Raw genomic sequence first — 13,979 nt, forward strand, 5'->3', positions numbered from 1 at the left:
TTTGCCGGCGGGGCTGGCAGCGCTAATTTTCCGAGCCTTCCATCCGTTTTCCATGGACGACCGAGCCTTGAACGCTCGTTGCCCACGTGCACGGAAGAAGACCGATGAATGCAGAAGACTCCCTGAAACTCGCGCGCCGCTTTATCGAGCTGCCCCTGGAGAAACGCAGGATTTTCCTCGCCAGCCTGCGCCAGGAAGGCATCGATTTCTCGGTGTTCCCGATTCCGTCGGGGGTGGAGTCCGTTGAGCGCGACAAGCTGTCCTATGCCCAGCAGCGCATGTGGTTCCTCTGGCACCTGGACCCGCAAAGCGGTGCCTACAACCTGCCGGCGGCCGTGCGCCTGACCGGGCCACTGGACGAGGCCGCCCTGGAAGCCGCCTTCGCCAGCCTGGTGGCGCGCCACGAGACGCTGCGCACGGTCTTCCGGCCAACCGAGGATGACAGCCTGCGCCTGGTCGCCTTCGACGCCCCACTGGTCATCGAGCGTGACGATCTCAGTGCGCTGCCCAGCGCCGAGCGCGAGGTGGAGGTCGCCCGGCAGGCGCAGGAGCAGTCCCTGCAACCCTTCGATCTGGCCAATGGGCCGCTGCTGCGGGTGCGCCTGCTGCGGCTGGCGGAGCGTGAGCACGTCCTGCTGCTGACCCTGCACCACATCGTCTCCGATGGCTGGTCGATGGGCGTGCTGATCGAGGAATTCTGCCGGCTCTACGACGCTCACGAGCAGGGGCGGGAGCCCGAGCTGGCGCCGCTGCCGGTGCAGTGCCGCGACTATGCGCTGTGGCAACGGCAATGGCTGGAGGCGGGCGAGCAGGAGCGCCAGCTCGGCTACTGGCTCGCGCAGTTGGGCGATGAGCACCCGGTGATGGAGCTGCCCACCGACCATCCACGCCCGGCGCTGCCGAGCTACCAGGGGCTGCGCCATGAGCTGGCCCTGGAGCCGGTGCTGTCGGAGCAGCTGCGCGAGTTGGCCAGGCAGCACGGGGTGACACTGTTCATGCTGCTGCTGGGCAGCTTCAATGTCCTCTTGCACCGTTACACCGGGCAGACCGACCTGCGCATCGGCGTGCCCATCGCCAACCGCAATCGCAGCGAGATCGAAGGGCTGATCGGCTTCTTCGTCAACACCCAGGTGCTGCGCACCCGCCTGGACGGGCGCACCTCCCTGGGGGATCTGCTGCGCGACATCAAGGAGACCGCTCTCGGCGCCCAGGCCCACCAGGACCTGCCTTTCGAGCGCCTGGTGGAGGCGCTGAAGCTGGAGCGCAGCCTCAGCTACAACCCGCTGTTCCAGGTCATGTACAACCACCAGCCCGACGTGGCGGATGTCACCACCCTCAAGGTGGGCAGCGGGCTGGAACTGGGCGTGATCGACTGGGAGAGCCGGACCACCCAGTTCGACCTGAGCCTGGACACCTTCGAGAAGGCGGGCCGCCTGCATGCCTCCTTCACCTATGCGAGCGACCTGTTCGACGCCTCCACCATCGAGCGCCTTGCGCAACATTGGGCCAACCTGCTGCACGGCATGGTGCGGAACCCGCAACAGAGCGTTGGCGAGCTGCCGTTGCTGGCCGAGCCCGAGTACCGCCAACTGGTGGAGGGCTGGGGGTGCCACGAGCAGGCCCAGCCCGTCACGCAGTGCGTCCATGAGCTGTTCGAGGTGCAGGCCGCCCGTGATCCGGAGGCGCTGGCGCTGGTCTGCGAGGGCCAGCGGCTGACCTACGGCCAGCTGAACACCCGTGCCAACCGCCTGGCCCATGTGCTGGTGGAGCGGGGCGTAGGGCCCGAAGTACTGGTCGGTGTCGCAGTGGACCGCAGCCTGGAGCTGGTGGTCGCGATTCTTGCCGTGCTCAAGGCCGGCGGCGGCTATGTACCGCTGGACCCGCAATACCCCCGCGAGCGCCTGGCCGCCATGATCGAGGACAGCGGCTGCCGGCTGCTGTTGACCCAGGCCGCACTGCTCGAGCACCTGCCGATCCCCGATACGCTGCCGACCCTGTGCCTGGACCACGAGGACATCGGGGCACATGCCGCCGGCGACAACCTCCCGCCGCGTGCGAGCCTCGGCAACCTGGCCTACGTGATGTTCACCTCGGGCTCCACCGGCCGGCCCAAAGGCGTGGCCATCAGCCACGGCGCCCTGGCCGGGCACGCCCATGCGGCGGTGCATTACTACCGCCTGGAACGCGGCGACTGCGTGCTGCAGTTCGCCACCTTCAACTTCGACGCCTTCGCCGAGCAGCTGTACGGGCCGCTGATCCACGGTGCATCGGTGGTCATGCGAGGCACCGAGGTGTGGGACAGCGAGACGCTGTACCGGCAGATCCTCGAACAGCGCATCGCCGTCATGGACCTGACCACCGCCTACTGGAACATGATGGCCAAGGCGTTCGCCGCGGCCGGGCCGCGCGACTACGGCGTGCTGCGCCAGGTGCACAGCGGCGGTGAAGCCATGCCGCCGGAAGGGGTGCAGGCCTGGCGCCAGGCCGGGCTCGAACAGGTACGGCTGCTCAACACCTACGGGCCGACCGAGGCGACCGTCACCGCCACCACCTTCGACTGCAGCGACTATGTCGAAGGCCGCCAGGCGCTGCCGCTGGTCCTGCCGATCGGTCGCGCCTTGCCCGGGCGCAGCACCTACCTGCTGGATGGCAACGGCCAGCCGGTGCCCGTGGGTGTGGTGGGCGAACTGATGATCGGGGGCGAGCTGCTCGCCCGGGGTTACTTCCAGCGCCCCGGCCTTACCGCCGAGCGCTTCATCCCCGACCCGTTCTCCACCACCGGTGGCCGTCTGTACCGCACCGGTGACCTGGCGCGCTTCAACGAGGCCGGTGTCATCGAATACGTCGGCCGTGTCGACCATCAGGTGAAGATCCGTGGCTTCCGCATCGAACTGGGCGAGATCGAGGCGCGCCTGCTGGAGCTGGACACCGTCGGCGATGCCACGGTGCAGGCCGTGCAGGGCGAATCGGCGCTGCAACTGGTGGCCTATGTCGTGGCGGCGGACAAGGCCCAGGCGCCTGGCGATGCCCAGCACGACGTGCGCGAGGGCATCCGCGAGCAGCTGCGCGGCAGCCTGCCGGACTACATGGTGCCGGCGCATATCCTGTTCCTCGATGCGCTGCCCCTGAGCCCCAACGGCAAGCTGGACCGCAAGGCCCTGCCGCTGCCGGATGCGAGCCAGCTGCAACAGGCCTACGTGGCACCGCGCAGCGAGCTGGAGCAGCGCATCGCCGGTCTCTGGCAGGACGTGCTCAAGCTGGAGCGGGTCGGCCTGACCGACAACTTCTTCGAGCTGGGCGGCGACTCGATCGTCTCCATCCAGCTGGTCAACCGGGCCCGCCAGGCCGGTATCGCATTCACCTCGCGCGATCTGTTCCAGCACCAGACCGTCCAGGCCCTGGCCGCCGTGGCCCGCCTCGGCGAGGCCGGGCCGGGCATCGACCAGGGGCCGGTCACCGGTGAGCTGCCCTTGCTGCCGATCCAGCACGGGTTCTTCGACGAGGCCATCCCCGACCGGCACCACTGGAACCAGGCGCTGCTGCTGCGCCCGCTCGAGCCGCTGCAGGCTGCCGCGCTGGAGCAGGCGCTGCACGCCGTGGTCGTGCATCACGATGCGCTGCGCACGCGCTTCGAACAGCGCGGCGAGGCCTGGCGGGCGGAACTGGCCGGCCTCGCTGCCGGCCTGCCGACCCTGCTCTGGGTGCGTGACGACGTGGCGGATGACGACCTGCAAGCGCTGTGCACCGATGCACAGCGCAGCCTCGACCTGCGTGACGGGCCGCTGCTCCGCGCGGTGCTGGCCACCCTGCAGGACGGCACCCAGCGCCTGCTGCTCGCCGTGCACCACCTGGTGGTCGACGGCGTGTCCTGGCGCATCCTGCTGGAAGACCTGCAGCGGGCCTACCAGCAAAGTGCCCAGGGCGAGCGACCGTCCCTGCCGGCCAAGACCAGCGCCTACAAGAGCTGGGCCGAGCAGCTGCAGGGTTACGCCCAGAGCGAGACGGCCAGGCGCGAGCTGGGGTACTGGACCGCCCAGTTCGAGGGTGTGACCACCGAACTGCCGTGCCGCAACCCGGAAGGCGGCCTGCAAAGCCGCCACGCACAGGTGGTGCGCAGCCGGCTGGACCGGGCGCGCACCCGGCAGTTGCTGCAGCAGGCCCCCGCGGCCTACCGCACCCAGGTCAACGACCTGCTGCTCACCGCCCTGGCCAGGGTCGTGGGCCAATGGGCGGGGCAGGAGCATGTCCTGATCCAGCTGGAAGGGCATGGCCGCGAAGACCTGTTCGACGGCATCGACCTCAGCCGCAGCGTCGGCTGGTTCACCAGTCTGTTCCCGGTACGCCTGAGCCCTGTTCCGGGCCTTGCGGACACCCTCAAGCGGGTCAAGGAGCAGCTGCGGGCCATCCCCAACAAGGGCATCGGCTTCGGCATCCTGCGTTACCTCGGGCAGGCGGCAGACCGCGAGGCGCTGGCACGGTTGCCGCAGCCGCGCATCACCTTCAACTACCTGGGGCAGTTCGACGGCAGCTTCGACAGCCGCGAGGGCACGCTGCTGGTGCCCGCCGGCGAGCGTGCCGGGGCCGAACAGAGCGCGGATGCGCCCCTGGACAACTGGCTGGGCGTGGAAGGGCAGGTCTACGACGGCGAGCTCGAACTGCGCTGGACCTTCAGCCAGGACATGTTCGACGAAACCGACATCCGCCAGCTGGCGGACGGCTACGACCTGGAGCTGCAAGCCCTGGTCGAGCACTGCTGCCAGGCAGACGCAGCGGGCCTCACGCCCTCGGATGTCCCCCTGGCCGGCCTGGACCAGGCCCAGCTGGACTCGCTCGGGCTACCCGCCCAGGCGTTGGAAGACATCTACCCGCTGTCGCCCATGCAGCAGGGCCTGCTGTTCCACAGCCTCTACGAGCAGGGGGATGGCACCTACATCAACCAGTTGAGCGTGGACGTCGACGGGCTGGACCCGCAGCGCTTCCGCGACGCCTGGCAAGCGGCGGTGGACAGCCACGACATCCTGCGCACGGCCTTCCTCTGGCAGGGCGACCTGCCCCATCAGCTGCAGGTGCTCCACCGCCAGGTGAGCCTGCCCTTTGTGGAACTGGACTGGCGTGGCCGTCCCGATATCGACGTGGCGCTGGCGCGTTTCCTCGAAGAGGACCGGGCACGTGGCTTCGACCTGTCGCAGCCGGGCCTGCTGCGCCTGGCGCTGATCCGTACGAGCGACGAGCGCCACCACCTGGTGTTCACCAACCACCACATCCTGCTGGACGGCTGGAGCAGCTCGCAGCTGCTCGGTGAAGTCCTGCAGCGCTACAGCGGAGAGGCGCCTGCCCCCATCGTCGGCCGTTACCGTGACTACATCCGCTGGCTGCAACAGCAGGATGCGGTGCGTGACCAAGGCTTCTGGAAGCAGCAGGTCGCCGAGCTGCAGGAGCCCACCTTGCTCGCCCAGGCCAGTGTCCAGCCCCAGGACCTGCTGGAGGCGGGCGGCCACCGCCTGCTCGATGCCGCGCTGGACCCGCAGCGCACCCAGCGCCTGAACGCGTTCGCCCGCCAGCAGAAGGTCACGGTCAACACCCTGGTGCAGGCCGCCTGGCTGTTGCTGCTGCAGCGCCACACCGGCGCCGAGTCGGTGGCCTTCGGTACCACGGTGGCCGGGCGCCCGGCCGAGGTGGCAGGCATCGAGCAGCAGGTCGGCCTGTTCATCAACACCCTGCCGGTGGTCGCCGGCTCCCGGCCGGACCAGCGCGTGGCCGACTGGCTGCAAGCGGTGCAGGAAAAGAACCTCGCGCTGCGGGAGTTCGAGCACACGCCGCTGGCCAGTATCCAGCGCTGGGCCGGGCAGGGCGGTGAGGCCCTGTTCGACAACATCCTGGTCTTCGAGAACTACCCGATCGCCGAAGCACTCCGCCAGGGCGGGACGCTCGGGGTGCGTTTCGGCGCAGTCGGCAACTTCGACCAGACCCACTACCCCCTGAGCGTCGGCGTGACCCTGGGAGAAACCCTGGCCCTGCACTGCAGCTATGCGCCCGCCCGTTTCTCCGAGGCGGCCGTCGCCCGCGTTGCCGGGCAACTGCTGCACCTGCTGCAGGAATTCTGCGTATCGGCCGAGCGCCGGCTGGGCGAAATCGCCCTGGTCACCCCTGAGCAACGGGCGCGGCTGCAGGAGCAGAACCTGCCGCAGCCCTATGCGGTCGAGACGCCGGTGCACCGGCGTTTCGCCGAACTCGCCGCAGCGCAGGGGCAACGTACCGCGGTGATCTTCGCCGGGCAGCGCTTCAGCTACGCCGAGGTGGAGGGCCGCGCCAACCAGCTGGCCCACGAGCTGGTGGCCCAGGGCATCGGGCCGGAAGTCCGGGTCGGCGTCGCGCTGCCCCGTGGCGATGGCCTGATCGTCGCCCTGCTGGCGGTGCTCAAGGCCGGGGGCGCCTACGTGCCGCTGGACAGCAGCTACCCGCGCGAGCGGCTGGCCTACCTGATGAAGGATTCCGGGCTCGCGTTGCTGCTGAGCGACTCGCAGCTGCTGCCCGCGCTGCCCGTGGACGCCGACCTCAAGGTGCTGGAACTCGACCGCCTCGACCTCTCGCGGCACCCGCGCCAGGCACCGGAAGTACAGGTCGACCCGCACCACCTGGCTTACGTGATCTACACCTCCGGCTCCACCGGCCAGCCCAAGGGCGTATGCGTCGCCCATGGCCCGTTGAGTATGCACTGCCAGGCGATCGGCGAGCGTTACGAGATGAGCGCCGACGACTGCGAATTCCACTTCATGTCCTTCGCCTTCGACGGCGCGCACGAGCGCTGGCTCACCAGCCTGACCCACGGCGGCTCGCTGCTGATCCGCGATGACAGCCTCTGGACCCCGGAGCAGACCTACCGCGCGATGCAGGCCGAAGGCGTGACCGTGGCGGCGTTCCCGCCCGTGTACCTGCAGCAACTGGCCGAGCACGCCGAGCGCGAGGGTAACCCGCCCCGGGTGAGGATCTACTGCTTCGGCGGTGACGCGGTGCCCAATGCCAGCTTCGAGCGGGTGAAGCGGGCGCTGGCCCCCGACTTCATCATCAACGGCTATGGCCCGACCGAAACCGTGGTCACCCCGCTGATCTGGAAGGCCGGACGGGACCAGCAATGCGGCGCGGCCTATGCCCCCATCGGCAGCCGCATCGGCGATCGCAGCACCTATGTGCTGGACGCCGACCTCAACCCCGTGCCCCAGGGCATGACCGGCGAGCTCTACCTCGGTGGCAGCGGCCTCGCGCGCGGCTACCTGAACCGCCCGGGCCTGACCGCCGAGCGCTTCGTCGCCGACCCCTTCGGCAGCGCGGGCGGCCTGCTCTACCGCACCGGCGACCGGGTGCGCCAGCGTGCCGATGGCACCTTCGACTACCTGGAACGCATCGACAACCAGGTGAAGATCCGCGGCTTCCGCATCGAGCTGGGCGAGATCGAGGCGAGCCTGCAGGCCCTGGAGGGCGTGCGCGAGGCGGTGGTGGTGGCCCAGGAAGGCGAGGCCGGAAGCGGCAAACGCCTGGTGGGCTACGTCGTCGCCAGCGACGACGCGACCGGCTTCGTCGAGGGCCTGCGCGAGCAGCTCAAGGCCAGCCTGCCGGCGCACATGGTGCCGTCCCACCTGATGCGCCTGGAGCGCCTGCCGCTGACACCCAACGGCAAGCTCGACCGCAAGAACCTCCCACGCCCGGACATCAGCCAGCTGCAGCAGGCCTACGTGGCCCCGCAGAGCGAGCTGCAACGGCAGCTGGCACGGATCTGGGAAGAGGTGCTCAAGCTGGAGCAGGTCGGCCTGAACGACAACTTCTTCGAGCTCGGCGGTGATTCGATCATCTCCATCCAGGTGGTCAGCCGCGCGCGCCAGCTGGGCATCCGCCTTACCCCGAAAGACCTGTTCCAGCACCCGACCATCCAGGCGCTCGCCGGCGTGGCGCGCCAGGGCGACTCGACCCTGGCCATCGACCAGGGGCCGGTACGCGGCGAGTCGCCGCTGCTGCCGGTGCAGCGGATGTTCTTCGACAACGACATCCCCCAGCGCCATCACTGGAACCAGTCGGTGATGCTCAAGCCGACCCGCCCGCTGCAGCCAGAGGCGCTCGAGCAGGCCCTGCAACGCCTGGTGGAGCACCATGACGGGCTGCGCCTGTCCTTCAGCGAAACCGAGGCGGGCTGGACGGCCCGCTACCAGGCGCCGCAGGCCCAGGGCGAAGCGCTGCTGCAGCAGGCCCGGGCCGCCAACGCCCACGCGCTGCATGAACTGGGCAACGCCGTGCAGCGCAGCCTGAGCCTGCAACAGGGCCCCTTGCTGCGTGCACTCCTGGCCACCCTCGATGACGGCAGCCAGCGCCTGCTGCTGGTCATCCATCACCTGGTGGTGGATGGCGTGTCGTGGCGCATCCTGTTCGAAGACCTTCAGCTCGCCTATCGCCGTATCGAAGCCGGCCAGGCGGTCGCGCTGCCGGCCAAGACCAGCTCCACCAGGGATTGGGCTGAGCAGTTGCAGGCCCATGCCCGGAGCACCGCCATGCAGGCGGAACTGGGTTACTGGCAGGCGCAGCTGCAGGGCGCCTCCGTGTCCCTGCCGTGCGACCACCCGCAAGGGGCCCTGACCCACCGCAGCGCCGTGGCGGTCCGTCGCCGCCTGGATGCCGGGCTGACCCGCCGCCTGCTGCAGGAGGCCCCGGCGGCCTATCGCACCCAGGTCAACGACCTGCTGCTGACGGCGCTGGCCCGTACCATCGCCCGCTGGACCGGTGAAGCGAACGTACTGGTCCAGCTCGAAGGGCACGGACGTGAAGACCTGTTCGACACCATCGACCTGACCCGTACCGTGGGCTGGTTCACCAGCGTGTTCCCGGCCCGGCTGAGCGCCGAGGGGGACCTCGGGGCCGCGCTCAAGGGCATCAAGGAGCAGCTGCGGGCGATTCCCAACAAAGGCATCGGCTTCGGCGTGCTGGCCCACCTGGGAGAGCCCCAGGCCCGCGCCGCGCTGGGCCAGCTGCCCGTGCCGCGCCTGACCTTCAACTACCTGGGGCAGTTCGACGGCAGCTTCGATGAGGCCGATGCGGCGCTGTTCGTGCCGACTGCGGAATCGGGAGGCGAGGAGGTCGACCTGGAGGGGCCGCTGGGCAACCAGCTGGCCCTGGACAGCCAGGTATTCGGCGGCGAGCTGGACCTCAGCTGGACCTTCAGCCGCGCGCAGTTCGAGGTCGCCACCATCGAGCGCCTGGCCGATGACTACCAGAACGAGCTGCGTGCGCTGATCGAGCATTGCTGCAGCGCCGCGAACCAGGGCGTGACCCCGTCCGACTTCCCCCTGGCCCGCCTGACCCAGGTCCAGCTCGATGCGCTGCCGGTGGCCGCTGCGGCCATCGACGACCTTTACCCGCTGTCACCGATGCAGCAGGGCATGCTGTTCCACTCGCTGTTCGAGCAGGCCCGCGGCAACTACGTCAACCAGACCCGCCTCGACATCGAGGGGCTGGAGCCCGCGCGCTTCCGCGCGGCCTGGCAGGCAGTACTGGACCGTCACGACATCCTGCGCACCGGGTTCTTCTGGCAGGGCGATCTCGAACAGCCGGTGCAGCTGGTCTACCGCCAGCTCGACATCCCCTTCAGCCTGCTGGACTGGCGTGACCAGGCCGGCCTGGAGGCGGCGCTCGATACCTTGGCCGAGGAAGAACGGGCCCGTGGCTTCGAGCTGGACCAGGCGCCGCTGATGCGCCTGGTCCTGGTGCGCACCGGCGATGATCGCCACCACCTGATCTACACCAACCATCACATCCTCATGGACGGCTGGAGCAGCGCCCAGCTGTTCGCCGAGGTGCTGCAGCACTATGGCCAGGGCACGCTGCCTTCGGTCCCGGGCCGCTACGGCGACTACATCGCCTGGCTGCAGCGCCAGGACGCGGCCGCTGCAGAAGCCTTCTGGAGCCGCCAGCTGAGCGTGCTGGACGAGCCCGTGCGCCTGGCATCGGTCTTCCCGAGGCCGGATGCCCACGAGGCGACGGCCGTCCATGGCCTGCATGGCATCCAGCTGGATGCCGGGCAGACCCGCCGGCTCGGCGCGTTTGCGCGGGCCGCCAAGGTCACCGTCAACACCCTGGTACAGGCCGCCTGGCTGCTGCTTCTGCAGCGCCATACCGGCAAGGCGGGCGTGGTCTTCGGCGCCACCGTCGCCGGCCGCCCGGCGGACCTGCCCGGCAGCGAGCAGCAGATCGGCCTGTTCATCAACACCCTGCCGGTTGTCGCCAGCCCGCGCGGCGAACAGCGGCTGGTCGACTGGCTGCAGGCGCTGCAGGCCCAGAACCTGGCGCTGCGCGAGTTCGAGCACACCCCGCTGTTCGATATCCAGCGCTGGGCCGGGCAGGGCGGCGAAGCCCTGTTCGACAACATCCTGGTGTTCGAGAACTACCCGATCGCCGAGGCCCTGGAGCAGAGCGCCGCCCATGGGGTGCGTTTCGGCGCCGTGGACAGCCAGGAGCAGACCAACTACCCGCTGACCCTGATGGTCAGCCTCGGCGAGCGCCTCTCGGTGCAGTTCAGCTACCAGCGCGAAGCCTTCGCCCATGACGCCATCGAGCAACTGGGTCGCCACCTGGGTCGCCTGCTGCAGCAGATGCCCGACGCCGCCGAGCAGCCGTTGGGCGAGCTGAGGCTGCTGGATGCGGCCGAGCACGAGCGTGTGGTCAGCGCGTGGAATGCCACCGCCGCCGACTACCCGCAGGCGCCCTGCATGCACCAGCTGTTCGAGGCCCGGGCCCGCGCCACGCCTGACGCCATCGCCCTGCACTTCGACGGGCAGCAACTGAGCTACGGCCAGCTCAACCGCCAGGCCAACCACCTCGCGCACCGGCTCATCGGGCTCGGCGTGGTGCCGGACCAGCTCGTCGGCATCGCCCTGGAGCGCGGCGTCGAGATGGTGATCGGCCTGCTGGCCATCCTCAAGGCCGGCGGCGCCTACGTGCCGCTCGACCCGCAATATCCCCAGGACCGCCTCGCGCACATGGTGGAGGACAGCGGCCTGCAACTGCTGCTGACCCAGCCGGCCCTGGCCGGGCAGTTCGCCCTGCCGGCTGGCGTGCGCACGCTGCTGGTGGAGCCGGCGGCCAGCCTGGAGGAAAGCCCGATCGACCCGCAGGTCGCAGTCGGTGGCGAGCACCTGTGCTACGCCATCTACACCTCCGGCTCCACCGGCAAGCCCAAGGGCGTGATGGTGCGCCACCAGGCCCTGGTCAACTTCGTCGCCAGCATGGTGCGGGAACCCGGCATCGAGACGACCGATAAGGTGCTGTCGCTGACTACCTTCTCCTTCGACATCTTCGGGCTGGAGCTCTATGGCCCGCTGTTCCAGGGCGCCTGCGTGGTGCTGGCGGACCGGCACGGCGCCCATGACCCGGAGCGCCTGTTGCAGCTCATCGAGCAGCAGCGGGTCAGCGTCATCCAGGCCACGCCGTCCACCTGGCGCATGCTGCTGGACCACCCCCGCGCCGCGATCCTGGCCGGGCGCACCTTCCTCTGCGGAGGCGAGGCCCTGGCCGATGACCTGGCCCAGCGCATGCTGGCCCTGGGCGCTGCCGTGTGGAACCTCTATGGCCCCACAGAGACCACCATCTGGTCGGCGACCCACCGCTTGACCCCGGAGCAGCCGCAACCCTGGCTCGGGCGGCCGATCGCCAACACTTCGCTGTTCATTCTCGACGGTGATTTCACGCCGAACCCGGCGGGGGTGATCGGCGAGCTGTACATCGGTGGCGATGGCCTGGCCCGTGGCTACCACGACCGCCCGGCGCTGACCGCCGAACGCTTCCTGCCGGACCCCTTCGGCAACGGCACCCGCCTGTACCGCACCGGGGACCTGGCCAGGCACCGGGCCGACGGCGTGATCGAGTACCTCGGTCGCGTCGACCACCAGGTGAAGATCCGTGGCTTCCGCATCGAGCTGGGCGAGATCGAGGCGCAACTGCTCGCCCACCCGCTGATCCGCGAGGCGGCGGTCGTCGCCCAGGAAGGCCCCCTGGGCAGCCAGCTGGTGGCCTATCTGGTGCCCCACGAGGTTCTGGAGGTGGCGGAGCTGCGCAGCCAGCTCAAGGCGGCCCTGGCGTCGGCGCTGCCCGACTACATGATCCCCGCCCATTGGCTGGTGCTCGAACGCTTCCCCCTCACGCCCAACGGCAAGCTCGACCGCAAGAGCCTGCCCAGGCCGGACGGCAACCAGCTGCTGCGTGCCTACGTGGCGCCCGAGGGCGAGCTGGAGCTGCGCGTGGCCGACATCTGGCGGGACGTGCTCAAGCTGGAGCGCGTCGGCCGCGACGACAACTTCTTCGAACTCGGTGGGCATTCACTGTTGGCGACCCAAGCGACCGCACGGCTACAGATGGAGCAGGGGGCTGCCGTGCCCCTCGACCTGCTTTTCAGAACCTCATCCCTGTCCGAATACGCGCAGCAGCTGGCGGAACACCTGACGCCTCACTCCAGCGACGACCTGAATGAGATGCACGATTTTCTCGCTGACCTGGAGGCCCTCTGACATGACCCCGCTCGACAACCTCTCCCTGGTCCAGCGTTTCATCCGCCTGCCGCTGGCACAGCGCCAGGCCTTCCTGGACAAGCTGCGCAGCAAGAACATGAGCTTCTCGGCGCTGCCGATACCGGTGACGCGCCACGAGTTCCCCTCTCTGGAGCTGTCCTACGCCCAGGAGCGCCAATGGTTCCTCTGGCGCCTGGACCCCGAGAGCGCCGCCTACAACATGCCCACCGCCCTGAGGCTGCGGGGTGCCCTGGATATCGAGGCGCTGCAACGCAGCGTCGATGGCCTGCTCGAACGCCACGAGGTCCTGCGCACGGTGTTCGTCGAGGACGGGCAGGGCCTGCGCCAGGTGGTGGTCGAGGCCGGCCGCCTGGCGATCGAGGTCCAGGCCCTCGAAGGCGCTGTCGGCGAGGGGGCGATCAAGGCGTTCGTCGATGACGAAGTCGCCCGCCCGTTCGACCTGCAGCGGGGCCCGCTGGTGCGGCTGAAGCTGCTGAGGCTGGCCCAGGACGACCATGTACTGGTCCTCACCCTGCACCACATCGTTTCCGACGGCGCCTCCTCGCAGGTGATGGTCGAGGACCTGATCGAGCTCTATCTCGCCCATGCCAGCGGTCGCGCGGCGGCGCTGGCACCGCTGCCGATCCAGTATGCGGACTACGCGATCTGGCAGCGGAAGTGGATGGAAGCCGGCGAGCAGCAACGCCAGCTGGCCTACTGGACCGAACGGCTGGGCGATGCCGGCAGCGTGCTGTCGCTGCCCGCCGACCGTGCCCGACCGCTGGTGCAGAGCCACCGCGGTGCACGCCTGGACCTGCAGCTGGAAGCCGCGCTGGCCTCGGCGTTGCGCGAACTGGCCCAGCGCCAGGGGCTGACCCTGTTCATGGTGCTGCTGGCATCGTTCCAGGCGCTGCTGCACCGCTACAGCGGGCAGGCGGACATCCGCGTCGGCGTGCCGATCGCCAACCGCAACCGTGTGGAGACCGAGCGCCTGATCGGCTTCTTCGTCAACACCCAGGTGCTGAATGCGGATATCCGCGGCGACATGCCTTTCACCGATCTGCTGGCGCAGGTCAAACAGGCCGCCCTGGGTGCGCAGGCGCATCAGGACCTGCCGTTCGAACAGGTGGTGCAGGCCCTGGCCCCCGAGCGTCAGCTCAGCCATGGCCCGCTGTTCCAGGTGATGTTCAACCACCAGACCGATGCGGCGGGCCAAGCCCTGCAACTGCCGGGGTTGAGGGTGGAGAGCCTGGACTGGAGCGCCCACACCGCCCAGTTCGACCTGACCCTGGACACCCTGGAAACAGCCGGCGAACTCACTGCCTCGCTGACCTACGCCACCGACCTGTTCGATGCGGGCACCGTCTCGCGCCTGGCCGGCCATTGGTTCAATCTGCTGCGCGGCATCGTCGCCGACCCGCAGTGCCGTGTCGGCGA

Annotated in this window: 2 protein-coding genes; both read left to right on the forward strand. The window is 69.3% G+C overall.

Annotated elements, in window-relative coordinates:
* Positions 1 to 104 precede the first annotated feature (104 nt).
* Entirely contained in the window at positions 105 to 12,542 is a 12,438-nt protein-coding gene (locus tag RTW82_RS31010) for a non-ribosomal peptide synthase/polyketide synthase (protein ID WP_316927498.1), read from the forward strand.
* Between the two features lies 1 nt (position 12,543).
* Positions 12,544 to 13,979: condensation domain-containing protein (locus tag RTW82_RS31015; protein WP_316927499.1), on the forward strand; the 1,436-nt coding region annotated here is incomplete at its 3' end.

The organism is Pseudomonas sp. zfem005, assembly GCF_032621735.1.
Lineage (GTDB): Bacteria > Pseudomonadota > Gammaproteobacteria > Pseudomonadales > Pseudomonadaceae > Metapseudomonas > Metapseudomonas solani.

Coding starts and splice junctions, on each gene's coding strand:
- RTW82_RS31010 (WP_316927498.1), top strand. CDS start 105: ATGAATGCAGAAGACTCCCTGAAACTCGCGCGCCGCTTTATCGAGCTG.